Below are 24611 nucleotides of genomic sequence, written 5' to 3' on the forward strand. Positions count from 1 at the left end.
CAGGCGCATGTCAGCCCAGGAGACGGCCCACCACATCCACGAGATCCTGACGCACCAGGTCACCCTTGGTGATGTAGCCGTTGGCTCCGGCCGCCAACCCACGCTGCCGGTCCTCCTCGCCTCCACGCGTGGTGAGGATGACCACCGGGAGAACCTTGTGGGTTGGATGCTCCTTGAGGCGACGGGTCAGCTCCAACCCGTCCACCCGGGGCATCTCCAGGTCCGTGCAGACCAGGTCCACCTTCGGACCATTGGAGCCCCCATTAAGGTTCCCGTTGAGGTACCCGTTGAGGCTCCCGTTGAGCATGTCCAGGGCCTCCATGCCGTCGGTGGCCATGATGACGTCGTACCCCACGGCCTCCAGCAGGGAGCCGATCAGCTCCCGGGTGAGCGGGGAGTCGTCCACCACGAGGATGCGGCGGCGGGGGGCGGCGGGGGGACGGGCGGCCGCGGGCGCGCGAGGTATCCGCAGGCCCAGGGTGCCCTGGGCACTGGCGATGAGGTGGGCCGCCGACAGCACCATGGCGAGCCGGCCGTCCGCCAGGGTGGTGGCGCCCGTGAGGTGCGGGAAGTGCGCCATCAGCCCCTTGAGCGGCAGGATGGCCTGGACGCTCTCCTCCAGCACCCGGTCCACCGCCAGCGCGGCCGTGGCGCCCTGGCTGCGCACCACCAGCACCAGGGCCCCCTCGCCCGCCACCTCGTCCGGACCCAGCCCGAGCAGGGCCCCCAGCGAGGCGAAGGGCATGGGCTGATCATCCACCAGGAGCACCGCGCGCCCGGCGACTTCCTTGATCTGCGAGGCCTCCACCTTCATCGCCCGCGAGACGTGGACGGCGCTCAGACAGAGCGTCTCCTCGGCCACCTTCACGAAGAGCAGCGGGGACACGGTGAGGGACACCGGCACCCGGAAGCTCGAAGCGCGTGCCCCGGCCCGGCGTGGACGCCACCAGCACGTCTCCGCCCAGCGCCCGCAGGGAGCTGCGCACCGCGTCCAGCCCCACGCCGCGCCCGGAGATGTCCGTGGCCACCTCGCGCGAGGTGAAACCCGAGAGGAAGATGAGCTCGCGCGCCGCCTGGTCCGTCAGCGCCGACGCCGAGGCCTCGTCCAGGTAGCCCTTGCGCACCGCCGCCCGGCGCAGCAGCGCGGGCTCCAGGCCCACGCCGTCGTCCTGCACCCGCAGCACCAGCCGGTTGCCATCCCGCGAGGCCCCCAGCGTCAGCCGCCCGCGCGGATGCTTGCCCGTGGCCACCCGGTCCACCCGGGACTCCAGCCCGTGGTCCAGCGCGTTGCGCACCAGGTGCAGCAGAGGGTCTCTCAGCGCCTCCACCACCGCCCGGTCGGCGCGGGTGTCCTCGCCGTCCACCACCAGCTCCACTTCCTTGCCCAGCTCGCGCGCCAGGTCCCGCACCATGCGCGGGTAGGGCTCGAAGAGGACGGAGAGCGGCAGCATGCGCAGGCGCTGCACCTCCTCGGCCACGTAGCCCAGGTCGCGCAGCTCCTCGTTGGCCAGCAGCTTCGCCTCGCGGTGGAGGGCGGCGGCCAGCTCCTTCGTCCTGCCGAGCCGCTCCGACAGCGCGGCGGCCGCCGGTCCCAGGTCCTCCGCGGCCCGCGCCAGCAGGCTCAGCTCGCGCGCCAGCTCCAAGCGCCGGGCCGTCGCCAGCTCGCGGCGGCGCGACACCTGGGTGAGGTTCGTCACCGCGCTCGTCAGCAGATCCAGGCTCGCCACGCCGATGCGCACCGAGCCATCCGCACGGTCTCCCGCGCGCACGCCCGGCACCGAGCCCGTCCGGACGGGCACCTCGGGCGAGGCGGGCGGCATCCGGTTGATGGTGGTGGTGGCCACGGTCGTCGCGGAGGACTGGACCCGCGGAGGCTCCACCGGCACCGACCGGCCCACCAGGGGAGGCCGCTGCGCCGGGTGCGCGGGAGTCACTGGCGGAGGGGGCGGCGCCTGCCGGGACACCAGCGAGGGCATGGAGACGCCCAGCGGGGCCGAGCCCCAGGAGGGAGTGACCTCCTCCCGGTCATCCCGCTCCTTCTCGTGGACGTCCTTGCGCGCGGGGACGGTCGCGGGCTCTGCCCGGGAGTCGGGGGCCTGTGCCGGACCCGGGGGAGACGCGGGCACCGCCGGATTGGAAGCCTCGGCGCGGGTGCACTCCTTCAGCCACCGCACCAGCTTGTCCACCTCGGGAGGCGTCTGGGCCGGCTCGGGCGAGGCCCCGGCCAGCACCAGCACCGCGTCTCCGGCGTGGAGCAGCGCGTCGATGGAGCCCGCGGACATCGCATGCTCGGCGCGCTCGGTGCAGCGCACCAGCTCCTCCATCTCGTGCACGACGGAGTTGATGGCGTCGAAGCCCATCATCCGGGCCTCGCCCTTCAGGCCGTGCAGCTCGCGCAACACGGTGCGGCCGGCCTCCAGGCTCGCGCCCGCCTCCAACTCCACGATGCGGCGGTTGATGCGCTCCAGCCGCACCCCCACCAGCTCGCGGAACTGCTTGAGCAGCTTCTCCCGCGCGCTCACACCTTGCCTCCTGGCACCGGAGGATCGATCTGGAAGCGCTCCACCACTCCTCTCAGATCACGCGCCAGCGTGGACAGGTCGCCGTTGGCACTGATGACCTGCTTGGTGGCGTTGTGGCTCTGCTGGGTGATGCGCAGGATGTCCGCCATGGCCTCGGCCAGCAGATCCGTTCCGCCCTGCTGCTGCTGCGTGGCCAGCGAGATGGCCCGCACCGCGTCCGACGTGCGCCCGGCCAGCTCGACGATCTGCCGCAAGGACTCGGAGACCTGCTGCGCCAGCGAGGTGCCCGTCTCGGTGGCGCGCACGCCGCCCTCGGTGGCCATCACCGCGCCGCCCGAGGCGTCCTGCACCTCCTCGATGAGCCCTTCGATCTCCTTGGTGGACTCGATGACGTTCTCCGCCAGCCGGCGCATCTCCGCGGCCACCAGCGAGAAGCCCTGCCCCACCTCGCCCGCCTTGGTGCCCTCCAGCTCGGCGTTGAGCGCGAGCAGATCCGACTTGTCGGCCACCCCGTTGATGAACTCGACGATCTTTCCGATCTGCTGCACCCGCTTGTTCAACCGGGCCACCGCGGTGGCGATGGCCTGGTTGTCGTGGCGCATGCGGTTCATCGTCTCGAGGAAGGCCTCGGCGCTGGCCTGCCCGTTCCGGGCCGCCGCGAGCGTCTTGTGGGCGATCTCCGCCACCGAGCCGGCGTTCTCGGCGATCTGCCGGGCCGAGCGCGCCAGCTCCTCGGTGGTGGCGCTCGTCTCGTCCAGCGAGCTGGCCTGCTCGGCGGCACCGCCCTCGTAGCGCGCGGAGGTGGAGAGGATCTCCTCGGTGGTGGTGCCGATGCGGTAGCCGGCGCGCTGCAACTGGGCCAGGACGTCCGCCAGGTGGGCGCGCATGGTGGTGAAGGCGGCCGAGACGGCCCACACCTCGTCCTCGGCGGGGATGATGCGCGGGCGGCTGAGGTCCCCCTCGGCGATGCGGTGGGCGTCCTCCCCCAACTGACGCATGGGACGGCCCAGCAGCGTGCCGCCCAGGTAGGCGGCGGCCAGGGCCACCGCGAAGACGAGCGCGCACAGCGCTCCGCCGGACAACAGCGCCTCGGAGCGGAGCTGCTCGGCCAGTGCCACCTGCCGCACCGGGTTGGTCTCCGCCAGCACCTGATCGAACGCCCGGTTGGCCAGCGACGAGCACACGTCCCAGATGAGCACGGCCGGCGTCACCACCACGATGCCGGTGAAGAGGCTCAGCCGCAGGCGGATCTGCGAGCGCCGGGGCGCCACGGAGATGGCCAGCTCGGGCGTCAGGCCCAGGGGGGCCATCTCCAGCACCACGCGCCGGGCCCGCAGCGTGACCATGCAGTACGTCAGCAGCGCGGAGAGCGGGCCGAACAGCAGCCCCGGCCAGCTCACGCGCACCACCTCGTCCAGACTCATGGACGCGCCGCTCACCCACAGCCCCAGGTTGACGAAGACGGGGGTGAGCAGCCACGTGGCGAGCGTGCAGAGGAAGGTGAAGTCCGCGATGCGGTGGACCTCCAGCAGGGCCTGCCCGAGCTGCTCCGGCTTGCAGGGCCCCTCGGTGGCCTCCACGCCGAGCAGCACCCGGAGCCGGCGCAGACACAGGCCCACCTGCGCCACGATGGCGATGCAGGAGAACACCGCCAGCAGCTTGAGGATCAGCGGGAAGCTCTCGTCCAGCCGCTCCCCGAGGGTGAGCTGCGAGTAGCGCCCGCCGAGGATGAAGGTGGTGAGGTTGGCGTAGACGACCGCCATCACCAGGCGGAGGCTGAAGGGACGCCGCACCCGGAAGAAGCGACGGAGCTGCATCATCCCTCCCTCTCCGCCACGCGGAAGCGCTGCACCGTGGCCTTGAGGTCTCTGGCCAGCGCGGACAGGTCCGTATTGGCGGCCACCATCTGCTGGGTGGCCTCGGCGTTCTCCTCGGTGACGCGCAGGATGTCGCCCATGGCGGCGGCGAGCTGATCCGTGCCCGTCTGCTGCTGCTGGGTGGCCAGGGAGATGGAGCGCACGGCGTGGGACGTCTGCCGCGCCAGCTCGAGGATGAGGCCCAGGCTCTGATCCACCTGCGCCGCCAGCGAGGCGCCGCGATCCGTCGTCTTCAGGCCCGCCTCCGTGGCCATCACCGCCGCCTGGGTGGCGTCGCGGATTTCATCGATGAGCCGCTCGATGGCCAGGGTCGAGGACAGCACATTCTCCGCCAGGCGCCGCATCTCCGCGGCCACCAGCGAGAAGCCCCGGCCGGGCTCGCCCGCCTTGGTGCCTTCCAGCTCGGCGTTGAGCGCCAGCAGGTCCGACTTGTCGGCGATCTCGTTGATGAACTCCACCACCTTGCCGATCTGCTGCACCCGCTTGTTGAGCCGCACCACCGCGTCGGCGATGGCCTGGTTGTCGCCCTTCATGCGGTGCATGGCGGCGAGGAAGGCCGCCGCGCTGCGCTGCCCGCTCTGCGCCGCCCCGAAGGTCGTCTCCGCCATGGCCGACACCGACTCGGCGTTGACGGCGATCTGCTGGGCCGAGCGCGCCAGCTCCTCGGTGGTGGCCCGCGTCTCGTTGAGCGAGATGGCCTGCTCCCCCGCCCCGGACTCCTGGTCCGCCGAGGTGGCCACCAACTGCTCCGTGGTGGAGGAGATTTGAAGTCCCGCGCGCTGCAACTGCACGAGCGCCTGGGCGAGCTGCGCCTGCATGCGGGTGAAGGCGCCGGACACGGCCCACACCTCGTCCTCGGCGGGGATGAAGCGCGGGGTGCGCACCTCGCCCTGGGCGATGCGGGTGGCGTCCTCGGACAGGGCGCGCAGGGGCTCGGCCAGCGCCGTGCCCGCCACGTACGCCGTGCCCACCACCAGCAGCACCACCAGCCCGGCGAGCGCCCCCAGCGGCAGACCCGTGGCCCGGCGCGCCTTCTGCACCACCTGCTGCTGCACCTCGGGCTCGCCCCGGGCCTCCTGGATCTGATCGAAGGTCCTCAGCGTGCGGCTCACCGACACGTCGAGGATGAAGACGGAGGGGCTGAGCACCGCCACCGCGGTGAACATCACCAGCCGCCGCCGCAGCCGCAGCCGCTCCGAGGGAAGCGCGGCGATGACCTCCTGGGGGGACAGGCCCTGCGCGGCGATGCGCCCGGCGGCCCGGCGGCCCCGGCGCACCACCAACAGGTAGGCGAGCATGGCGGACAGCGGACCGAGTGAGATTCCCACCAGGCCGATGCGCATCCCCATGCTCCAGGGGGCGTCCGCCAGGGGCGGGAACGTCGCCGCCAGCATCAGCGCGCCGCCCAGCCAGCCCTGGAGCGTGAACCAGAAGCAGCGCCCGGGGATGCGGCGGACCTCCTGGAGCGCGCGGCGCAGGTTGTCCGGATTGGCGGGCAGCCGCCCCTGCTCCACCGCCCGCAGCACGCGCAATGCGTGACGCACCTGGGCGATGGACAGGACGGAGTTCATCACCAGCACCGCCAGCAGCAACCCCGCGAAGAGCCAGCCACGGCCCTCGGGCACCGAGTGGGTGAGGCGGCCGTAGAACAGCGCCAGTCCCAGCCCCACCATGCCGCCCAGCCAGGACGGACGCGTGGTCCAAGCCGCCAGGCCCTTCAGTTCCCCTGGGGCGCTCATGCGGCCTCCCGGACGGTGGGCGCCAGGAAGCGCCCGAAGTCCACCAATGACATCAAGGGCCAGAGTCCGCCGCGCACCTGGACGAAGCCGAGCAGGCTCCCCCCCGCCACCCGGCACAGCACCGTGGGCGCCGGCAACAGCGTGAGGGGCTCGGAATCGATCTCCAACGCGTCCACGCCCACCGCCTCACCCGTGGCGGCCACGAGGATGCGCTCGGCCCCGGTGACCGCGCCAAAGGCCCGGCACGCCGAACCGGCCAGGCCCCCGAAGGTGCTGGGAGACTCGATGGTGGCCACCTCGTGCGCGGAGAACGCCACCCGCTGGTGGCCCGCCCTGCACAGGAGCATGCCCGTGATGCTGCGGCTGCCCGTGGCCATGGCTCAGCCTCCCTGGCTGAGGTGATCGAAGAGCCCCTCGGGATCGATGACCGCCACGTCGCGCTCGGCGCTGCGGGCAGGCCCTCGCAGGTGGAGGTGCACCCCGTTGGCGCCCAGGGGCTCCAGGCGGCCGTCCACCTGGGACACGCCGGCGACCCGGCTGGCCGTGAGGGCCAGGGTGCCACGCGTCAGCCGCACCAGCACGGCGCGGCGGGTGGGCTCGTTCTCCCCGGAAACCAGCATGCTCATGTCCACCACGGGGATCACCTCCCCGCGGTGGGCGAAAACTCCCAACAGGTGCCCGGGGGCGCCGGGCACCCGCGTCAGCTCCGGAAAGCTGACGACTTCCGCCGCGCACTCAGCGGGTACGGCGTACCAGCTGCTGCCGCAGGCGAATACGAGGTAGGACTGCCGCGTCTCGGTCTCGGTCGAGGCCATTTCGCGCGCAGCCTACCTCAAGACGGCTAGCGCACGAACTCCACGCGACGATTGGCCGCCCAGGCGTCCTCGCCGGCACCCTGCTCGGCCGGCTTGTTCTCGCCGTAACCCACCGTCTTCAGGGTGTTGGCCGGCACGCCCAGGTCCACCAGGTACTTCTTCACCGAGGCCGCGCGGCGCTGGGAGAGCTGGAGGTTGTACTCCTCCGTGCCACGCTCGTCCGCATGCCCGGCGAGGCTCGATGCGGCCGCCCGAGTCCTTCAGGCACTGGGCCAGCTCACCCAGCCGGTTCTGGGCCTCGGGGCTGAGGGCGGCCTCGTTGAAGCCGAAGAGCAACGGCTCGTAGTTGCACTCGGCCTTCTGGGCCGCGGCCACACACTTGTTCTCCTGGCACTCCTGGTCCCCACCGCAGTCGGTGTTGGAGTTGCAGGCGCCCGGAGGCAGCGCGCAGCGGCCCTTCTGGCACTCCTGGGCCCCCTCGCACTGGCCCTTGGAGGTGCACTGCGGCTCGGCGCACTTGCCGGCCTCGCAGATCTTCCCGCCCGTGCACTGCTCATCGCGCGAGCACTCCGGGCCCTTGGGAACGCACTTGTTCTCCTGGCACGCGAAGCCCTCCTTGCAGTTGGTGTCGGAGGCGCACTCCTGGCAGGAGCCATTGACGCAGACCTCGCCCCGCTCCTGGCAGGTCTCATCGCTGTTGCACTTGGGATAGGTCGGCGGGCAGCCAGCCAGCACCGTCACAGCGAGGGCAAGCCCCGCGACCATCGAAATCCGACGCATTACTCCTCCGAGCAAAAGGGGGTCCTGTGGACGACTCACACCAGTCACGAGCCGTCCGCGTCTAGCCCGCACGGGAACGCGGAGTCAAAGCAATTTGTCCCTTTTGGAAGGTTGCACCCACCACCGAAGCCCTTGATAGGACAACGAAAATCCGGCGGCACGGGCCCCGCGCCCCCCGGGAGGAGCCGCCGGGATGTCAGCGCCGGTTTCCAAGGAGACGGGACCGCCCGCCTGGATGCCTGCCCTGCTTCCGGAGGGGCGGCCCACTTGCTTTCAACTCCCTGGACGGCGCGCGAGGCGTCCGTACCTTCCTTCGCATGACGAGGCTCCGGCGGTCCAAGGCCGGAGCCCCCTACGAGGAGGGGACATGACGAGGAAGGCACTGCTCGCCGTAGCGCTGGGGACCCTGTTGGCGGGAGTGGGCTGCCACCGCAACACCCGGGAGAGCGCCAAGGACGACGTGGAGCGCGCCGGAGAGAAGACGGAGGACGCCGCGGAGAAGGCGGGCGACAAGGTCGAGGACGCCGCGGAGAAGGCGGGCGACAAGATCGAGGACGCGACCGACGACTGAGCGGGCCCTCGGAAGTTCCTCGATACCCTGGCCCACGCCCCCGGTGTGCACCGGTGCGGCGTGGGCCGTGCTTCACGTTACCGGGCGAGGCACTGCCCGTCCTTCCACCGGAGCCGGGGCTGGCGCGTCAGGCCACAATTCGACTTGAGCCCCGCCTCCTCCTGCCACGCCTTCTCGGCCTCCTCGAGGGCCTCGAGCCGGGCCCGCAGCGTCTTCCCGTCCGTCGTCCGTGAGCACCAGGCGATGTACTCGCGCGGCCCGCCGCAGGGCTTGTGGCCGAACCCCGCCATCTCGCACTCCTCCACCTTCTCGCACCCGCGCGGGTTCGCCAGGGCCCGCGCTTCGCTCGCGAGCGTCTCCGCCCGCTGCTTCAGCGTCGAGCCGCCCGCCGCCTCCGCCCCGCCCGTCCCCATCAACAACATCACCGTCCAAGCGCCCAGTTGGGCCGTCAGTAACGCCATGCCGCACCTCCTCGCCTGAGTGCCCCACACCCGGGCGTTCCGGTCAACCGGCTCGTCTCCGAACACGGCGCTTGGCGCTTGAACGGACGGCGGATTTCCGGGACGGTGCGGTCCAGCGGCCACACTGATTCTGTTCCAAGGTGCTTCGACATGCCCTCGACCGTGCTCATCGTCGATGATGAGAAGAACATCCTCCTGACGCTCCAGACGTCGCTGCAGCTCGCGGGCTACCGCACCGAGCTGGCGGCCAGCGGCCAGGTGGCCCTGGACGTGGTGTCCGCGCGTCCCGTGGACGCGGTGTTGATGGACGTGAAGATGCCGGACATGGACGGGCTGACGGCCCTCGCCCGGTTGATGGAGCTCAGACCCGAGCTGCCCGTCATCATGATGTCCGGGCACGGCACCATCGACACGGCGGTGAAGGCCACGCAACTGGGCGCACGGGACTTCCTGGAGAAGCCCATCGCCCGCGACCGGCTGCTGGTGGCGCTGCGCAACGCGCTCAAGCAGCAGGCGATGCTCGAGGAGCTGCAGGCCCTGCGCGCCGAGGTGGGCCGCTACGACATGGTGGGCAGCGGCCCGGCCATGCAGCGCATCTTCTCGCTCATCCAGCGCACGGCCCCCTCCGAGGGCCGGGTGCTCATCACCGGCGAGAACGGCACCGGCAAGGAGCTCATCGCCCGCGCGCTGCACCAGAACTCCAAGCGCAAGAACGGGCCCTTCGTGAAGCTCAACTGCGCGGCCGTGCCCCATGAGCTGATCGAGAGCGAGCTGTTCGGCCACGAGAAGGGCGCCTTCACCGGCGCGGTGAGCGTGCGGCGCGGCAAGTTCGAGCTGGCCCACGAGGGCACGCTCTTCCTGGACGAGATTGGCGACATGCCCCAGGCCATGCAGACCAAGCTGCTGCGCGTGCTGCAGGAGGGCGAGCTGGAGCGGGTGGGCGGCACGGAGACCCTCAAGGTGAACGTGCGCGTCATCGCCGCGACGAACAAGAACCTGGAGAAGGAGATCGAAGCGGCACGGTTCCGCGAGGATCTCTACTACCGCATCAACGTGGTGCAGATTCACTCGCCGCCCCTGCGCGAGCGGCGGGAGGATCTGCCCGCGCTGATCGACGCCTTCCTGAAGGAGGCGTGCACGAAGAACGGGCGCCGGCCGCTGGCGCTGTCGCCCGAGGCCCTGGCGGTGATGTCCGCCTACGACTACCCGGGCAACGTGCGCGAGCTGCGCAACCTGGTGGAGCGGCTGGCCATCCTCTGCGAGGGCCCCGTCGTCACCGGCCCGGAGGCCGCCGAGCTGCTGCCCCGTGGAAGGGGCGCCATGCCACCGCCGGCTCCGGCCGATGCCTCCGCGCCTCGTCCCCCTCCCCTGCCCGTCCCCGCGGCGGTGTCCTCGGCCCCGGCGGCCACCAGCGGCTTCCGGCCCCGGGTGGACCGGACCTTCCGCGAGCAGGTGGAGGACGCCGAGCGGGAGATCATCCTCTTCACGCTCTCGCACACCCAGGACAACGTCACAGAAGCGGCGCGGCTACTCGATCTCGAGCGCGGTCACTTCTATAAAAAAATGAAGGCCCTGGGTCTTCGGCGCGGCGCCGAGAAGGACGCGGGCCCCAGCGGAGGTGAGGGATGATGAATACGCATGGGGCAGCAATCGGATGGACCCTGGTGCGGGTGGTGTTCGGCCTGACGCTGGCGCTCGGACATGGTCTGCCCAAGGTGACGGGAGGCATCAGCCGCTTCGCCGAGGGCGTGGCGGCGCTCGGCTTCCCCTTCCCCACCTTCTTCGCCTGGTGCGCGGCGCTGGCCGAGTTGGTGGGGGGACTGCTGGTGGCTCTGGGCCTCTTCACCCGGCCCGCCGCGGCCTTCGCGGCCTTCACCATGGTGGTGGCCCTCTACCGCCACCGGGTGGACCCCTTCGGGCGCATGGAGCTGGCCCTGCTGTACCTCTCGGTGCTCGCCGCGGCCGTGCTCGTCGGCGGTGGGCCCTACAGCCTCGATGCGAAGGTGCGCCGCCGGAAGGCCTGACCCGAGGCCCCCGCACCTTCTGCACCCGGCCGCACGCACGCATGCAGGATTTGCGGTCGGCCGGGCGTCTCACCGGGAGGCCCCCACCTCGCACGCTTGCTGCATCACGGCGGCAGCGGTCGCAGATCGTCTGTGATCCCGCGAGGCCCTCGAATGCTTCCCGTCCCCCACTTCCGCCCCGCCCGGCTGGCGCGGCCCTCGAAGCGTCACCGCGCCCACCGGGCCGCGCTGACGCCCGATGACCGCGCGCTGTTCGAGACGTGGCTGGCGGAAGTGCGGCGGCATCCCCTCCTCTCCCGCGAGGAGGAAGCGGCGCTCGCCCGGCACTTCCGCGAGTGCAGCGACCCGAAGGCCCAGGCCCGGCTGGTGGCCTCGAACCTGCGGCTGGTGGTGAAGCTGGCCCGGGAGCACCACCGCCCTCCCCTCCTCCTCATGGACCTCATCCAGGAGGGCAACCTGGGCCTGGTCATCGCCGTGGAGCGCTTCGAGCCCGAACGCGGCGTACGGCTGTGCACCTACGCGGCGTGGTGGATCCGCGCCTACCTGCTGCGCTTCATCATGGAGAACTGGCGGCTGGTGAAGCTCGGGACGACGGACGTGCAGCGCAAGCTGTTCTTCCGGATGAGGCAGGAGGAGGGCCGCCTGCTCGCCTCGGGCCTGGAGGTGAGCGCCGGGCTGCTGGCCGCGCGGCTGGGCGTCCCCGAGGAAGACGTCGTCGAGATGGATCAACGGCTGCGCCAGGACGAGGTGCGGCTCGACGCCACCGCCTCCGACGACGAGTCGGGCCGCCCCGCTCCGGCCCGCGCCCTGCCCTCGGGCGCGCCGACCGTGGACGAGGAGCTCGGACGGCGGAGCTCACGCGGTGGTTCCACGAGAAGGTCCGCCACTTCGCCCATGCGCTGCACGACGAGCGCGAGCGTTACATCCTGGAGCACCGGCTCCTGGCCGAGGAACCCGAGACGCTGCAGACCATCGGACAGCACTTCCGGGTCAGCCGCGAACGGGCCCGCCAGGTGGAAGCCGGGCTGATCGCGAGCATGCGGGAGTACCTGCACGAGCACATGCCAGACTTCACCTGGCTGGGCGCGGAGCCAGCGTCCGGCCTGCATGCACCGGCCTGAGCCGGGCTTTCTCACCAGTGGCAGAGGAGTTGCACGTGAGCATCGGGGAACACATGGGGACGCGGAGCGCCCCGAGGAGACGGCAGATGCGGATCGGCGAGCTGATGACGAAGGGCCTGGAGACGATCGAAGCGGAGGCCACCCTGCGCGCGGCGGCCGAGCGGATGCGCTCGTTCGGCATCGGGGCACTGCCCGTCATGGACGGAGGGCAGCTCGTGGGGATGGTGACGGACCGGGACATCACCGTGCGCGCGACGGCGGCGGGCAAGGATCCGAACCGCACCCCGGTGCGCGAGGCGATGACCCACGCCGTCATCACCTGCGACGCGGACGCCCCCATCACCGAGGCCGAGCACCTGATGGAGGAGAAGGCGGTGCGGCGGCTGGTGGTGATCGACACGTACAAGAAGCCGGTGGGCCTCATCAGCCTGGATGACCTGGCCACGGTGCCGGGCGAGGCGCGGCACGCGGGCGAGGTGCTCCGCGAGCTCAACACCCCTCAGTAGGCGCGGTGGCGAACCACTCGAAGAGCGGGACGGTGTCGCCGCTCAACCGGGCCAGGGTGTCCTCCATGGCATCCTGGTTGCCCCAGACGATGTCCCCGTCCCCGTGCCGCTCCACCAGCCCGAGGATGAGGTGGCACCAGTTGCCCGTGCCCCGGCTCACATAGAAGCCATACGTCCGGCAGGCCATGGGCCGGTGCGCGTACACCCGGCAGCCGCCGGACTCGCGGTCGAGGAACGGGCAAGAATAGGGCCGCTGCGTGCCCTTCAGCTCCGCCACGCGGGCCCGGATCTCCTCCCGCGTCTCCGGGGGCAGGGCCTGGAAGCCCTCCCAGAGATACGTCCACTCCAGCCGGGTGATGGTCAGCGGCGCCGCCAGATGACGGCAGCAGTGGTCGCACCCCTTCCGGCAGGGCCACCAGGCATGGGTCCCGGCAATGGGGGACACCCGCTCGTCGATGCGCCGGTAGAGATCCTCCAGCGTCTTACGTTGTGCTTCGGTGAGTGGCTCCATGGAGAGGGGACCTCGCGGCGGGAGGGGGCTCCCGCAGGAGAGCCCCAGATACCATGTGTGAACAAGCGGCCCAGAGAGCGGATGTCCTCCACCGGCCCGGCTCCCGGCGTGGCCGCGGGTGGAGCGGGGGCCCGAGCCACACGGGCCCGGGAGCGCATAGACTGCCGCCCCATGTCCGAGCTCTCCGAGCCGCTGCCCACCCCACCTCCCGACATGCCGCCGCCGCCGGCGCCCCTGCCGGAGCCGGAGGTCATCCTCCGCACGCAGGGGCTCACCCGCGCCTTCCACGAGGTGAAGGCGGTGAACGGGGTGGACCTGGAGCTGCGGCGGGGCGAGGTGTACGGCTTCCTCGGCCGCAACGGCGCGGGGAAGACGACCACGCTGCGGATGCTGATGGGCATCCTCCGGCCGGACCAGGGTGACATCGAGCTGATGGGCCAGCGGGTCCGCCGCGTGCGCGCCGCCCAGAAGCAGCACCTCGGCTACGTGTCCCAGGAGCAGGTCTTCTACCCGTGGATGACGGCGCTCGAGCTGGGGCGGTTCGTCTCCGGCTTCTACCCGCACTGGGATGACGCCCGCTTCCAGCAGCTCCTCCGGGTGCTGGACGTGCCGAAGGATCGCAAGTCCGCGCAGCTCTCCGGCGGCACCCGGATGAAGCTGGGACTGGCACTCGCGCTGGCCCACCGCCCGCCGCTGCTCATCCTCGACGAGCCCACCGCCGGGTTGGACCCGGTGGCGCGGCGCGAGTTCCTCGACATCCTCCGCGACCAGGTCCGGCGCGAGGGACAGACCGCGCTCTTCTCCTCGCACCTCGTCGGCGAGGTGGAGGAGGTGGCGCACCGCATCGGCATCCTCCACGAGGGCCGGCTGCGCTACCAGGGGAGCCTCGACACGCTGCGCCAGTCCGTCCGGCGGGTGGTGCTGGAGACGGCACCGGAGCCGCTCCCGCCCGGCCTCTCGCTCGTGAGGCGCGAGCGCCTGCCGGAGGAGGGACGCCTGGCGCTGGTGCTCTTCGGGACGCCCGGGGATTGGGCCTCCAGCCCCTTCGCTCCCGAGACGGTGGAGACCCTGTCCCTGGAGAACATCTTCCTCGCCTACGCGCGGAGGTCGGACGAGCCATGAGCCGGGCCCTCCTCCTCAAGGAGTGGCGCGAGCACCGGGGCGCGTGGTTCCTGCTCAACGGCTTCCTCTGGCTCGTGCTGTTCCTCATGCTCCTGGCGCAGGAGAACACCGCCGAGAAGGGCAGCCTGTTCGCCCTGCTCCAGGTGCCCGCGATCATCCTCGCCAGCGTGGGCGCCCTCTTCGTGGGCCACCGCCTGGTGGTGCGCGAGTACGGCCAGCGGACCCAGCTCTTCCTGGAGGCGCTTCCGCTCTCGCGCCCGCGCATCCTCGCCACCAAGCTCGTGCTCGGGGCCGCCGTGCTGCTGCTCCCGCTCGCCGCGACCCTCCTCTTCCTGTGGAGCAGGGCCCGGGTGAACGAGGACGTCACCGCCCGCTTCCTCCTCCTGCTCTCCCTGCGCGCGGCCACCCCGGTGCTGCTGGGCTGGAGCTTCTTCGTGCTCGCCGGGCTGCTCGGCCGCTACCGCAATCCCCTCTACATCTTCCTGGTCATCGCCGCCTTCGCCGCGGACCACCTCACCGAGCTCGATCTCTCCACGGCCGGGCCGTTCGGGCTGCTCGGCGCCGACTTCGCCTTCGAGCGCACCCGCATCCCCTGGGACGACCTCGTGGGGTGCTGGGCCTTCACGGCGGCGGCGGTGGCGCTCAGCTTCGGGCTCATCCTCTACCGGGACGGGACCCTGGCCGAGCTGTTCTCCCAGAAGATGAGCCACCGGGAGAAGGTGTTCATCGCGTGTGTCCTCGTCGGGCTCTTCGCGGTGATCTCCATGATGGGCGAGGCGCGGAAGCGGCAGCCCTTCGCCCTGCACGAGGCGGAGCAGACACAGGTGAAGGAGTCGGCCGTCCAGGTGGCCTCGGGGGTGGGCTTCCCGCGGGAGCGGGCCCAGGCGCTGGCGGAACGGCTCGCCCAGGAGTTGCTCGCGCTGAGCGAGTACCTCGGGCTCGAGCGGCTTCCGGCCGTGGCGGTGTTGCCCATCCGCGAGCTGGATGCGGACGTGTTCCAGCGCGCGAAGCTCGAGGAGGCCGATGGCGTCGTGGTGCGGGCGAACCTCGCGGCTCCGGATTTCGATGCCCGGGCCTTCGAGGCCTTCCTCTTGCGCGAGGTGCTCATCCACGTCAGCGAGGGCGTGGTGCTGCGGGAGGAGCGGCAGTGGCTGCTCGATGGCTTCACCACGTGGTGGGCGCACCGGAGCCGTCCGGAGGAGCGGCTGTCGCTGAGGGCCGCGGTGGCCTCGCGGGAGGGCTTCGACTCCCGGGCCTGGTTGACCACGCGCGAGCGCCTCGGCCCGTGCCTGTCGGGCGCACTGGCCGCCCAGGGTGTCCAGGTGCTGCACACGAAGCTCGGGGAGCGCTCCTTCCAGGAGCTGATGCGGCGCACCCTCGCACAGCCGCCCGGCACGGGCCTCTGGGGATTCTGGAATGAGCCCCGGCTGGCCTCGCTGCTGCGCGAGCAGGAGGGGTTCTCCGAGGAGGAGCTGCTGCGGCGCTGGTCCGAGGCGCTCCGGCAGAACCGCGAGACGCACGCGAAGGAGCTGGAGCGGGTGGCGGGCATGACGCCCTCGCTCTCGCTGGTGGCGGAGTCGGCGGAGACCTTCCGGCTGGAGCACACCCTCCAGGCGGCGGAAGGACGGGCGCTTCCCACCCGGTACGCGCTGCTCCACCACAAGCTCGAGCCCTTCGAGAACGAAGTGGCCGCGCACGAGCTGTCCCGGCAGGACACGGTGCCCTCGGCGAGCGGGGCCCGGCTGCCGGTGGGGCTCGCGCGAGGGGACCGGTGGCTGTTCGTGGTGCAGGTGGAGTCCGAGACGCTCGGGTGCCCCATCCGCCTGCTCGCGGAAAGGAAGGAGATCCGATGATCCGCCCCCTCGTGGCCAAGGAGGTGCGCGACCAGCGGCCGTTCCTCTGGCTCGCGATCTTCTTCATCGCGCTCGACGTGTTGTCGGACCTGTGGACCGAGCCCCTGGGGTTCTCGCCCTACGCGGACACCTTCAAGCGGTTCAGCCCGGACGGCGACCTGTCCCTGATGACGTTCATCCTCACCTTCGCGCTGGGCTGCGGCCTGCTCGTGCGCGAGCAGGATGACCGCACGCTGGAGTTCCTCGACGCGCTGCCCACCTCCCGCTGGACGCTCTTCTGGGTGAAGCTGCTCGTCGCGCTCGCCACCGTGCTGGTGTTCCCGCTGGGGACGATGCTGTGGATGCTCTTCCACCAGCTCGTGTCCAGCACCTCGCTGGAGCCGGGCCTGCACCTGGACGTGATGGCGGTGGCCGCAGTGCTGCGGGTGGCGCAGACGATCACGGTGCTCGCCCTGGCGCTGGCGCTGGCGCCCTTGCGGCGGCTGTGCTGGACGGCGCTGGCGGTGCTGATGCTGAGCCAGTCGATCCTCGAGGACCGGATGCCGTGGCTGTCCGCCCTCAACCCGTTCCGCCTCACGGCGCCGCGGTTCGAGGGCACCACGTGGCGCTGGCCCGTGGAGGCCCTGCGCCTCCAGCTCTCGGTGGCCTGCGTGCTGCTCGGCCTGGCCCTGGCGCAGTTCCTCGGGTGGGGCGAGCGGCTCACCGCTTCCGTCCAGCGGCGGCTGCAGGGCTCGTGGATGGGAACCCTGGCCACGCTCGCCACGGTGGGACTGTTCATCGCGGTCTCCGCCCGCACGCTCGACGGCGACGACACGGAGAAGGACAGCGGCGGCGGCGAGGGCCCCCAGATGGAGTTCCCGTCCGTGGCCACCGCGCAGGCGGCGACCGGGCACTACCAGTTCAGCTACCCCGCGAGCCTGAGCAAACGCGCCGGGCCGCTCGTGGATGGGGCGGATGGCTCCTTCGAGAAGGTCCGCACCTTCCTCGGAGTGGAGGCGGGGGAGCCCATCCGCGCGGACCTCAGCGGGAGCGCGAGGCACACGGCGGGCACGGCCTACTGGAACACGCTGCGGATGAACCTCGCGGGGATTTCCCAGCCGGAGGAGGGCTTCGCGGTGCTCGGACACGAGACGACGCACGTGCTCGCGCAGCGCATCGCCGGGGTGGAGGCGGCGCCTCGGCTGGCGACCCTGAAGCTGCTCAGCGAGGGGCTGGCCAGCTATGTGGAGTACCGCTTCTTCCACCCGGCCGGAGCTGAGGAGGAGTACCAGCTCATCGCCGCGGCGGCCCGGGCCCGGCGGGAGGTGAAGACGGAGGAGTTGCTGGACCTGGAGAAGCTCGCGGCCGAGCGGGACGAGAATCAGGTGTACCCGTTGGGCAGGGCGTTCATCGAGGTGCTGGTGCGGCGGCATGGAGACGAAGCCCCGGCGCGAGTGATCAAGGCGCTCGGGAGGAAGGACGCCCCCGAGGGACTGGAGGGCGCGCTGGCGTGGCAGGACGCGTTCCAGACGGCGGGGATCGACCTGTCCCAGGTGTTCGACGACTTCTTCGCGTACCTGGACGAGCAGGTGGAGCGCCGCCGCGAGGTCATCGACTCACTGCCGCGTCCACGAGGAGCCGTGGAGCGCGAGGAGGGGCAGGTGGGCATCCGGGCCGTCGTGGACGGGAAGGTGCCCGAGGGATGGGAGGTAGTCTGCCGCTTCCGTTCGGACAAGACGTCCAGCGTCCACACGTTCGATGGGCCCTACTCCGGAACGGGCCCCCACTGGCGAGCGCCAGCGAACATCTCGGAGGGGCGGCTCTGGTACCAACTCGGGCTCAGGGCCCCGCAGGGGTTGGTGCTGTATGAGCCCTGGACGATGGTGCGGGTGGAGTGAAGCGCCGCGCGAAGTAGAGGTTTTCCCGGGTACTATTCACTGCAGCAGGAACTCATAGGATAAGACCTCGATGGCTTTCAAAAACCGAAACCTAGCCAAAAGAGTCGCCAAGCAACCATGCCGATGGTGTGGATGGTCGGCAGGTCGTCGGCACGCAGCACACATCGTGGATGAGGGTCCAGAGGAAGAATGGAATGCAATTCCCTTGTGCCCAAACTGCCATACTGTTTTTGAAGAAGTCATTAGGCCACTTCTCTATACCGCGCTCGACAAATCCGGAGCCTTTGGACTCCCACGCTCATGGAAGAAAGACAACAAGATCACCGACGTGGATGATCTTGATACTTCACCACTGACTTGAGAGTCCTTTCAAGTGATATGGCCAATGAGTCAGCAGCAGCGACAAGATCACATCCACATCATCTTGCGACAACTCGCCTGACTCAAAGGCCTTATCAGTCACAGGACTTATCTGGAGAAAGTTCCTCAGCACATCCGAGATGTGAAAGGCCATCTCATCACGGACCTTGTCATCCGGAACGGCCTTGGCCATGGCACGGCCCAGGACATGAGTCAGAATCTGCGCCTTCTCGGCATCGAGCATGAATGACTCCAACGATTCAAACACAGGCCACGAGCACCCGGTACGAGCAGCGCAGCCTGCTCCTGATGAGGCCGTCTGACGTGTTTCACTCGGGCCGCTCGAAGCGGCGCGTCACCGTGAGGGGCGCCTGTTTGGACACAATGACGGTGCCCGGCTGCGGACCCGGCTTCTTCCAGTAACCGCCCCGCTCATCGAAGCCGAGCACCGCACACAACGGCATCTCCCGGCCATCGGGCATCTCGGCCCGGGTCCAGTAGACCTGGGTCTGCTCTCCCCCCGTCCACATGTGCCCGTACACCTTCGTTCCCAACGGCAGCAACCGGCTCGGTTCCCCCTCGGTGAAGACACTCACGATGGGACCCGCCCGATAGACGCCGTGCTCGGATAACGCTCCCGGCTGATTGATGTCGAGGACGATGTAGGCCTGACGACCTGGCTCGAAGCCCATCAGCTTCATGACGGCGAGCGTCTCGGGAGGACAGTCCCGTGGCCACGTGGGATTCACCGGCACGCCGGCACACCCGGTCGACACCAGACACACGGCCATCGCGAGCGACTTCATGAAGTCGAATTCCAGGGGAGACAGCTTCGCCTCGGGAGCCGGCAAGGAGCCGGCGGGGGTCTTCGGTTCATCCACGGTTGCACCTTCCTGGGTCGGGTGACTCGGTGTGAAGGGTAGACTGCGGATGGCCAGCCCGGACGCGAATACAGCCATCAGGACGGCCCCCACCACGAGCGCCGTCCCGAGCCCCGGCAGCCAGCGGCGCGCGAGGCCTCCGAGTGCCTCCATGAACGAGACTGGCAGGCGAAGAAGCGGGTGTGGCTCGCGTGCGGCCTCCGTGGTGCGCGAGTGCGGCGAGGCCCCCTCCTTCCGCTCGAAGAGCTGCGCCTCCAGCTCGGGGCCCCCGCTCCGCATCAACGTGTCCACCTGCTCGGCCACCTCCCGCGCGCTCGCCGGCCGCTCCTCGGGACGCGGGGACAGCAGCCGCAGGACGAGGTCGCTGACTGCCTGGGGCACTCGCGGATTGAGGGCAGAGGGATCCTCCGGCCGCCGGCCCTCCAGGTGCGCCCGGTAGGACCCCACCTCCCCCTCGGACTCGAAGGGAAAGGTATCGGTGAGGAGCCGGTACCAGGTGACGCCCAGTGCATACAGCTCGTCCGCGAGGCTGAACGCGTAACGTTCCTCGAAATCGCCCAGGTGCTCCCTCTGGAAGCGCAGGGCCTCGGGGCTGCGGTAGGGCGCCGTGCCGGGTGGGAGCTGGGTGCCGGTGAGCGTGGAGGCCCCCTCGTAGTCGCCCACGCCCAGGTCCACCAGCACCAGCCGCCCGTCCCCTTCCCGGACGAGGAGGTTCTCCCCCTTGATGTCCCGGTGCACCGCATCCGCCTCATGCACCGCGTGCAGCGCCAGCGCGGACTGCCCGAGGAGCTCCAGCGCCTCACGCACCCGGCGGTTGCGCTGCGAGGCCCAGGCATAGAGGTGCGAGCCCGGCACGTACTCCATGACGAGGAAGGGGAGAGGCTCCCGCGTACCCGGCGGCTCCCAGAGACCGGTCTCGAGGAGGCGCACCACGTGCGGGTGCCGCACGCGCTCCAGCAACTCCGCCTCCCGCGCCAGGCGCCTCGCGACCGCCCCCGGCCGCAGCGCCAGCTTCAACGCGGCCTGACGCCGGCGCCCGCGCAGGCTGCGCACGAGGTACACCGCCCCATAGCCGCCCCAACCCAGCCTGCCGATGACGCACCAGTGCCCCACGTGCGTGCCCGTGGGCAGGTCCATGGGATCCAGCCTTTGTTGCGCGTGGGCCTCCATTCAGTGGCTCTCCTCCAGCCGCACACTCCGGCTCCCGTCCTTCTCCCGCACCTCCAGGCGCACAGGGGCACCACTGGACGTCCCCACCTGCTCCAGCATCACGAGCCCGCTGCCTCCCGGCTCGATGGGAGCATCCATGAAGACCTTCCACCGCTCGCCTTCCGCGAGCACCGCGCCCGCTGGCGCCAGGGGAACGGCCTCCGATGCGCGCCAAGGCCTCGCGCCCACGGGATTGCACACGAGGACTGAAAGGACCCGTCCATGAACTGCCCGGTAATCCCAAGACTCCCTGGCCATCACCCCGGTGCCCACGGCCGATCCCTTGAACATGGAGGCGGAGACCCCCTGTTCTCCCATCACCCCCGAGAGCACGAAGCGGGAGAACAGGCCCTCCTCGCGCCGGGGGGCTGGGGCCTCCGGTTCCCCCTCGTCCCGGTCCGAGCGCGGGCGCAACTCCACCTTCACCCGCGTGTCCACCTCGCCAGGGGCCGAGACGAGCTGGAAGGTCAGCCGGGTACGGACCGCCCCCTGGACGAGGACCACCTCCAGCGGCAGCCGCTCGCCGGGAGCAAGCTCTCGCGGCGGTTCGATCAACAGGGCGCGCGTGGCTACGTCCACCCAGGAACCACGCGCGGGTTCCTGCCCTTTCACCCCGGCGCCTTCCACGTCCGCGTCGAAGCGCACCACGGTGGAGACGCCCGGGGCCACCCGCAGCTCCGGCTCACTCCCAGCGGGCATCCGGGCGGGTACGAGTTGCTGCTCGCGCCGCACGCGCACCACGGGTGGCTGCTGGGCTCCCGCGACGGTGCTACAGACGAGCAGGGCCACTCCGGCGGCCCGATGAACAGGAGATGGCAAGCGCATGACCTCCGACGTTCCTGCATATAGCATGACTGGAGAGGTCCAGCACCTTGAACCCCCCGGGAACCCAGTGCGCATGAGTCCGGACCCCCAGTGATGGTGCCCGTGCGGCACCCTGCGCTAGCTTCCCGTGCAAATTCCTTCACCGGAGCACCTGTCCCATGCGCTTGCGCTGTCGCGTCCTGAAACGCCGTTTCGACGGAGCGGCCTTCCTCGCCGATTGGAGGGCGTAGGTGGCGCAGGACAAGCGGGAGCTGAAGGAGAACTCCGGGTTCATCTTCTTCCTCAACGGGCCCTTCGGCGTCCTGCTCGCCGTGCCACTCGCGGCGAGCATGCGGCTGTTCGGCGTGTTCGAGGCCCTCATCTCGGGAGCCCGTCAGGTGGAAGCCACCGAGCTCGAGGCCACCGAGAACGGGCTCCAGGCGCAGCTCCTCACGGGACGCGTCAAGGCGACCAACCGTGTCCGCTCCCGCGAGGACATGAAAACGGCGCGGGGGCTGTGCCGCCTTCCCCGCGCCGCCTGAAACTCCGAGCCCTGAATCGAGCGCTTACCGGGTGATGCTCACCACGGCGTCAAATACTGTTCGTTTTGGCAAGAATGGATTCGCTGAGTTCGACTCCCTGTTCGAAACACTTCTGGACAACAGCCATATTGGGAGCGCTCGACCCGCTCAACACTTCAGGGCGGCCAATCAGCGGCTGTATGAAGCCATTCGTGGGGATCCAGCTCTGGCACGAGAGATTGGCCTCTCATCAGAGGAAATTGCTCGCCTTCCTGCGCGCATGGACCCTCCAAATGGCTTTGTCTGGCACCATCATCAAGACGCTGGAAGAATGCAACTCATTCGTGAAGGCGCACACCGTCTTGCCAATCCGCATACGGGAGGCATGGCCATCTGGGGTGGCGGATACCGCCAGCTCGCGACTGGGAGAGGAACCCCGAAATGAACATCCGCTGGGAGCCCTACGTCTGGAAGGAAGCCCACCCTGTAGAGCCTGTTCTGGCCGAGAAGCTCGAAGCAGTATGGGGCATCCAGCTACCCGAGGAGTACAAGCAACTCGCTCCTCTGCACCATGGCATGAGTCCCATCCCCAATGTTTTCGACATCGGGGAGAGCGACAATGCATTCACCTGTCTGCTGACCCTTGACTCGGAAGAGTCCAAGGCAGGGTATGCCATCTCCACCATGTACAGCCTCATCAAAGCCCACGTGCCAACGGGCATCTTCCCCTTCGGGATGACTCCAGGAGGAGAGAGCATCTGCTTTGACTACCGCGACGCGCCGCCTGGGCAACCCAGGATCGTCCTCGTCACCATTGCGCTGGAGGTCTACTCCATCGCCAACAGCTTCCGCGAATTCCTGGAGGGGCTGCACGAGCTGCGAGATTGATCAGCAAGGGGCGCACATGAAAACGGCGCGGGGGGCCTGTGCCGCCACCCCCGCGCCGCCGGGTACTCCGAGCCCTGAATCGAGCGGCTACCGGGTGATGCTCACCGCGGTGTCATCGAGGAAGAAGCTCGTGGCCAGCGACGAGTCCTCCGTGCCGTTGAAGTAGACGCGGATGGTCTGGCCCCTGTACGCCGACAGATCGAGCGTCTTCTGCACGTAGCTCGTCGACTTGTTCAGGTTGCTGTAGGTGGCCAGCGTCGCCAGCACCGTGCCCGAGCTGTTCCGCACCTGCACCGCCAGCTTGTCGTAGGCCGTGGTGGTGGTCGTCTCGGAGCTGGTGATCTTCACCCAGAAGCTCAGCGAGGCGCTGCACGCCGTGGAGGGGATGCTCACCTGCTGGTACGCGTACTCGGTCCGGGTGGTGCCAGCACCGCCCAGCCACGCCTTGTAGCTGCCCGTGCGCGCCGCGCTGCCCGAGGTGGTGCCGTCGATGACGCCCGTGCTCGCCGTCCAGCTCACGTTGCCGCTCTCGAAGCCGGCGTTGGCCAGGAGCTGCTCGGAGATGGAGCAGCTACCCGTGCCGTTGCTCACGGTGACGGACACCGCGGACGAGGCGCCCACGTTGCCCGCGGCGTCATACGCCTTGGTGGTGAGCGAGTAGGTGCCGTTGGCCACGCTGGCGGTGTTCCAGTCGAAGCTGTACGGGGCCGTGGTGTCGCTGCCGAGCAGGCTGCTGCCCAGGAAGAACTCCACCCGGCTCACGCCCACGTCGTCCGAGGCGTTGGCGCTGACGGTGGTGGTGCCGCCCACCGTGGAGCCGCCCGCCGGAGCGGTGATGGAGGTGCTCGGCGCCGTGGTGTCGCCGCCGCCTCCGCCGCCGGTGATGAACATGCTGTAGAGCAGCCGGTTCGGCGAGCCGGTGCCCGGGCTGGTCACCTTGCTCGGGGTGGCGTTGGTGGTGAGCGCCGCCATCGTCTCGGCCGGGGTGGCCGAGGGGTTGGCCTGCAGGTACAGGGCCGCCACGCCCGCCACGTGCGGCGAGGCCATGGACGTGCCGCTCATGGAGGTGCTGCCGGTGTCACTGGATCTCGAGGCCGAGGTGATGCTCGAGCCCGGCGCGAAGATGTCCAGGCAGGTGCCGTAGTTGGAGAAGGACGAGCGGGCGTCGCTGCTCGTGGTGGAGCCCACGGTGAGGGCGTTGGGCGTGCGGGCCGGCGAGTAGCTGCAGGCATTGCCGCTGTCGTTGCCCGCGGCGACGGCCGTCACCACGCCGGCGGTGATCATCCGCTCCACCGCGTCATCCAGCGCCTGCGACGCGTCGCCACCGAGGCTCATGTTGGCCACGGCCGGCTTGACGTGGTTGGCCGCCACCCAGTCCAGGCCGGCGATGACCTGGGCATCGGAGCCATAACCCGTGCAGTCCAGCACGCGCACCGGGTGCAGCGTCACCTTCTTGGCCACGCCCCAGGTGGTGCCGCCCACGGTGCCCGCCACGTGCGTGCCGTGGCCGTGGCAGTCGTTGGCATTGCCGCCCGCGGTGATGGCGTCGAAGCCGTTGCCCACGCGCCCCGTGTACTGCGAGTGCGTCAGCCGCATGCCCGTGTCGATGATGTACGCGTGCACCCCGGTGCCATCGAAGTTGTAGTTGTACGTCGAGTCACGCGGCAGGTTGCGCTGGTCGACGCGGTCGATGCCCCACGTCGCGCTCGTCTGCGAGGCCGACGCCGACACCACGCCGTTCTCCTCGATGTAGGCCACGCGCGGATCCGCCAGCAGCTCGCGCACCTGGGCCTCGGACATCTTCACCCAGAAGCCCTTGAGCGCCCGCTCGTACGTGTGCAGCACCTGGCCGCCACGCGCCGCCACCAGCTCGCGCGCCACGTCCGAGGAGCCGCGCAGCGCCACGTCCTTCACGTCCTCGCGCAGCACGACGATGTACTCGCCCGGGATGGACTTCGGCTTGCGCAGGAGCTGGGCCATCTGCCCCACCTCCTTCGACGGGAGGACACCCTCCTCCTCGGGCAGCGGGCCACCGCAGGCGGCCACGCCCAGCAGGGAGCAGGTGAACAGCGCACGGCTCAGTTTCAGCTTCATGAACGATCTCCGGGGGGCAAGGACTACGGGTGAAGAAAACGAGCGCAGCCCGTGGAATTAGTCTTTCCGGAAGCA

The 24611-nt window shown here is 70.0% G+C and carries 23 protein-coding genes and 2 pseudogenes; 12 read left to right on the forward strand and 13 right to left on the reverse strand.

The genetic code is table 11. From position 1 onward, the window contains the following. Positions 1-10: 10 nt before the first annotated feature. The 7 genes and pseudogenes from ACN28I_RS15065 to ACN28I_RS15095 form a co-directional block, all read right to left on the reverse strand. Positions 11-868, reverse strand: coding sequence for a response regulator (locus ACN28I_RS15065; protein WP_420948642.1), 858 nt, complete (start codon positions 866-868; stop codon positions 11-13). Beyond that, positions 753-2522 carry a chemotaxis protein CheA gene (locus ACN28I_RS15070; protein WP_420942727.1) on the reverse strand — a complete coding sequence of 590 codons (1770 nt, stop codon included), beginning with the start codon at positions 2520-2522 and terminating at the stop codon, positions 753-755. The genes ACN28I_RS15065 and ACN28I_RS15070 overlap by 116 nt, the downstream gene beginning before the upstream one ends. Then, entirely contained in the window at positions 2519-4342 is a 1824-nt protein-coding gene (locus ACN28I_RS15075; RefSeq protein ID WP_420942728.1) for a methyl-accepting chemotaxis protein, read from the reverse strand. Before ACN28I_RS15075 ends, ACN28I_RS15070 begins: the two co-directional genes overlap by 4 nt. Next, a complete protein-coding gene (locus ACN28I_RS15080; protein ID WP_420942729.1) occupies positions 4339-6138 on the reverse strand; it encodes a methyl-accepting chemotaxis protein in 1800 nt (599 codons plus the stop codon). The genes ACN28I_RS15075 and ACN28I_RS15080 overlap by 4 nt, the downstream gene beginning before the upstream one ends. Beyond that, positions 6135-6515: a protein CrdC gene (locus tag ACN28I_RS15085; protein ID WP_420942730.1), complete on the reverse strand. Its 381-nt coding sequence runs from the start codon at positions 6513-6515 to the stop codon at positions 6135-6137. The genes ACN28I_RS15080 and ACN28I_RS15085 overlap by 4 nt, the downstream gene beginning before the upstream one ends. A gap of 3 nt (positions 6516-6518) precedes the next feature. Further along, the gene (locus ACN28I_RS15090) at positions 6519-6953 is read right to left on the reverse strand and encodes a chemotaxis protein CheW (RefSeq protein ID WP_420942731.1); all 435 of its coding nucleotides are present in this window, start codon (positions 6951-6953) and stop codon (positions 6519-6521) included. 26 nt (positions 6954-6979) lie between these two features. Beyond that, positions 6980-7129: pseudogene (locus tag ACN28I_RS15095) on the reverse strand (OmpA family protein); the annotation flags it as partial. A 971-nt stretch (positions 7130-8100) separates the two neighbouring features. Between ACN28I_RS15095 and ACN28I_RS15100 the strand changes: the two are divergent. Further along, entirely contained in the window at positions 8101-8304 is a 204-nt protein-coding gene (locus ACN28I_RS15100; protein ID WP_420942732.1) for a YtxH domain-containing protein, read from the forward strand. Between the two features lie 77 nt (positions 8305-8381). Here the strand turns inward: ACN28I_RS15100 and ACN28I_RS15105 are convergent, their stop codons facing one another. Then, positions 8382-8765, reverse strand: coding sequence for a hypothetical protein (locus tag ACN28I_RS15105; protein WP_420942733.1), 384 nt, complete (start codon positions 8763-8765; stop codon positions 8382-8384). Between the two features lie 150 nt (positions 8766-8915). Between ACN28I_RS15105 and ACN28I_RS15110 the strand changes: the two genes are divergently transcribed. The 5 genes and pseudogenes from ACN28I_RS15110 to ACN28I_RS15130 all read left to right on the forward strand — a co-directional run bounded on the left by ACN28I_RS15110 (position 8916) and on the right by ACN28I_RS15130 (position 12416). Next, on the forward strand, positions 8916-10394 hold the full coding sequence (locus ACN28I_RS15110; protein WP_420942734.1) for a sigma-54-dependent transcriptional regulator: 1479 nt from the start codon (positions 8916-8918) through the stop codon (positions 10392-10394). Next, on the forward strand, positions 10391-10789 hold the full coding sequence (locus tag ACN28I_RS15115) for a DoxX family protein (RefSeq protein ID WP_420942735.1): 399 nt from the start codon (positions 10391-10393) through the stop codon (positions 10787-10789). The genes ACN28I_RS15110 and ACN28I_RS15115 overlap by 4 nt, the downstream gene beginning before the upstream one ends. A gap of 153 nt (positions 10790-10942) precedes the next feature. Beyond that, a pseudogene (locus tag ACN28I_RS15120) lies at positions 10943-11302 on the forward strand (sigma factor); the annotation flags it as partial. Between the two features lie 14 nt (positions 11303-11316). After that, on the forward strand, positions 11317-11910 hold the full coding sequence (locus ACN28I_RS15125) for a sigma factor-like helix-turn-helix DNA-binding protein (RefSeq protein ID WP_420948643.1): 594 nt from the start codon (positions 11317-11319) through the stop codon (positions 11908-11910). Positions 11911-11945: 35 nt separating this feature from the next. Beyond that, positions 11946-12416 (forward strand): CBS domain-containing protein, encoded by a 471-nt coding sequence (locus ACN28I_RS15130; RefSeq protein ID WP_420942736.1) that lies wholly within the window; start codon positions 11946-11948, stop codon positions 12414-12416. On the opposite strand, the gene ACN28I_RS15135 is transcribed toward ACN28I_RS15130, so the two are convergent. Beyond that, positions 12400-12927 (reverse strand): YkgJ family cysteine cluster protein, encoded by a 528-nt coding sequence (locus ACN28I_RS15135; protein WP_420942737.1) that lies wholly within the window; start codon positions 12925-12927, stop codon positions 12400-12402. The genes ACN28I_RS15130 and ACN28I_RS15135 overlap by 17 nt on opposite strands. A gap of 171 nt (positions 12928-13098) precedes the next feature. Here ACN28I_RS15135 and ACN28I_RS15140 point away from each other — a divergent pair, with 171 nt between their 5' ends. From ACN28I_RS15140 to ACN28I_RS15150, 3 genes are read left to right on the forward strand one after another with little or no spacing between them, the layout of a single operon-like run. Further along, complete coding sequence (locus tag ACN28I_RS15140; protein ID WP_420942738.1) at positions 13099-14049, forward strand: ABC transporter ATP-binding protein; 951 nt, start codon at positions 13099-13101, stop codon at positions 14047-14049. Then, a complete protein-coding gene (locus ACN28I_RS15145) occupies positions 14046-15902 on the forward strand; it encodes a hypothetical protein (RefSeq protein WP_420942739.1) in 1857 nt (618 codons plus the stop codon). The genes ACN28I_RS15140 and ACN28I_RS15145 overlap by 4 nt, the downstream gene beginning before the upstream one ends. Then, complete coding sequence (locus ACN28I_RS15150) at positions 15899-17779, forward strand: ABC transporter permease (protein ID WP_420942740.1); 1881 nt, start codon at positions 15899-15901, stop codon at positions 17777-17779. The genes ACN28I_RS15145 and ACN28I_RS15150 overlap by 4 nt, the downstream gene beginning before the upstream one ends. Before the next feature lie 346 nt (positions 17780-18125). Here ACN28I_RS15150 and ACN28I_RS15155 read toward each other — a convergent pair whose 3' ends face one another. The 3 genes from ACN28I_RS15155 to ACN28I_RS15165 form a co-directional block, all read right to left on the reverse strand. Beyond that, positions 18126-18383, reverse strand: coding sequence for a hypothetical protein (locus ACN28I_RS15155; protein WP_420942741.1), 258 nt, complete (start codon positions 18381-18383; stop codon positions 18126-18128). An 85-nt stretch (positions 18384-18468) separates the two neighbouring features. Further along, positions 18469-20190, reverse strand: coding sequence for a serine/threonine protein kinase (locus ACN28I_RS15160; RefSeq protein WP_420942742.1), 1722 nt, complete (start codon positions 20188-20190; stop codon positions 18469-18471). Continuing rightward, positions 20191-21054: a DUF2381 family protein gene (locus ACN28I_RS15165; protein WP_420942743.1), complete on the reverse strand. Its 864-nt coding sequence runs from the start codon at positions 21052-21054 to the stop codon at positions 20191-20193. It abuts the gene before it with no gap. Positions 21055-21284: 230 nt separating this feature from the next. Between ACN28I_RS15165 and ACN28I_RS15170 the strand changes: the two genes are divergently transcribed. The 3 genes from ACN28I_RS15170 to ACN28I_RS15180 are packed head-to-tail and all read left to right on the forward strand — an operon-like array spanning position 21285 to position 22442. Beyond that, complete coding sequence (locus tag ACN28I_RS15170) at positions 21285-21575, forward strand: hypothetical protein (RefSeq protein ID WP_420942744.1); 291 nt, start codon at positions 21285-21287, stop codon at positions 21573-21575. 34 nt (positions 21576-21609) lie between these two features. Beyond that, a complete protein-coding gene (locus ACN28I_RS15175) occupies positions 21610-21999 on the forward strand; it encodes an HNH endonuclease (RefSeq protein ID WP_420948644.1) in 390 nt (129 codons plus the stop codon). Beyond that, entirely contained in the window at positions 21996-22442 is a 447-nt protein-coding gene (locus ACN28I_RS15180) for an SMI1/KNR4 family protein (protein ID WP_420942745.1), read from the forward strand. Before ACN28I_RS15175 ends, ACN28I_RS15180 begins: the two co-directional genes overlap by 4 nt. 87 nt (positions 22443-22529) lie before the next feature. Here ACN28I_RS15180 and ACN28I_RS15185 read toward each other — a convergent pair whose 3' ends face one another. Beyond that, a complete protein-coding gene (locus ACN28I_RS15185; protein ID WP_420942746.1) occupies positions 22530-24536 on the reverse strand; it encodes a S8 family serine peptidase in 2007 nt (668 codons plus the stop codon). Between the last annotated feature and the right edge of the window lie 75 nt (positions 24537-24611).

It is taken from the genome of Archangium gephyra, from assembly GCF_049060025.1.
Classification (GTDB): Bacteria; Myxococcota; Myxococcia; order Myxococcales; family Myxococcaceae; genus Archangium; species Archangium gephyra_A.

Bases quoted from the DNA above. Each gene is read 5' to 3' on its own strand.
- ACN28I_RS15075 (WP_420942728.1), bottom strand. From the start codon at position 4,342: ATGATGCAGCTCCGTCGCTTCTTCCGGGTGCGGCGTCCCTTCAGCCTC.
- ACN28I_RS15080 (WP_420942729.1), bottom strand. From the start codon at position 6,138: ATGAGCGCCCCAGGGGAACTGAAGGGCCTGGCGGCTTGGACCACGCGT.
- ACN28I_RS15085 (WP_420942730.1), bottom strand. From the start codon at position 6,515: ATGGCCACGGGCAGCCGCAGCATCACGGGCATGCTCCTGTGCAGGGCG.
- ACN28I_RS15090 (WP_420942731.1), bottom strand. From the start codon at position 6,953: ATGGCCTCGACCGAGACCGAGACGCGGCAGTCCTACCTCGTATTCGCC.
- ACN28I_RS15100 (WP_420942732.1), top strand. From the start codon at position 8,101: ATGACGAGGAAGGCACTGCTCGCCGTAGCGCTGGGGACCCTGTTGGCG.
- ACN28I_RS15105 (WP_420942733.1), bottom strand. From the start codon at position 8,765: ATGGCGTTACTGACGGCCCAACTGGGCGCTTGGACGGTGATGTTGTTG.
- ACN28I_RS15110 (WP_420942734.1), top strand. From the start codon at position 8,916: ATGCCCTCGACCGTGCTCATCGTCGATGATGAGAAGAACATCCTCCTG.
- ACN28I_RS15115 (WP_420942735.1), top strand. From the start codon at position 10,391: ATGATGAATACGCATGGGGCAGCAATCGGATGGACCCTGGTGCGGGTG.
- ACN28I_RS15135 (WP_420942737.1), bottom strand. From the start codon at position 12,927: ATGGAGCCACTCACCGAAGCACAACGTAAGACGCTGGAGGATCTCTAC.
- ACN28I_RS15140 (WP_420942738.1), top strand. From the start codon at position 13,099: ATGTCCGAGCTCTCCGAGCCGCTGCCCACCCCACCTCCCGACATGCCG.
- ACN28I_RS15145 (WP_420942739.1), top strand. From the start codon at position 14,046: ATGAGCCGGGCCCTCCTCCTCAAGGAGTGGCGCGAGCACCGGGGCGCG.
- ACN28I_RS15150 (WP_420942740.1), top strand. From the start codon at position 15,899: ATGATCCGCCCCCTCGTGGCCAAGGAGGTGCGCGACCAGCGGCCGTTC.
- ACN28I_RS15155 (WP_420942741.1), bottom strand. From the start codon at position 18,383: ATGCTCGATGCCGAGAAGGCGCAGATTCTGACTCATGTCCTGGGCCGT.
- ACN28I_RS15160 (WP_420942742.1), bottom strand. From the start codon at position 20,190: ATGGAGGCCCACGCGCAACAAAGGCTGGATCCCATGGACCTGCCCACG.
- ACN28I_RS15165 (WP_420942743.1), bottom strand. From the start codon at position 21,054: ATGCGCTTGCCATCTCCTGTTCATCGGGCCGCCGGAGTGGCCCTGCTC.
- ACN28I_RS15175 (WP_420948644.1), top strand. From the start codon at position 21,610: ATGCTCACCACGGCGTCAAATACTGTTCGTTTTGGCAAGAATGGATTC.
- ACN28I_RS15180 (WP_420942745.1), top strand. From the start codon at position 21,996: ATGAACATCCGCTGGGAGCCCTACGTCTGGAAGGAAGCCCACCCTGTA.
- ACN28I_RS15185 (WP_420942746.1), bottom strand. From the start codon at position 24,536: ATGAAGCTGAAACTGAGCCGTGCGCTGTTCACCTGCTCCCTGCTGGGC.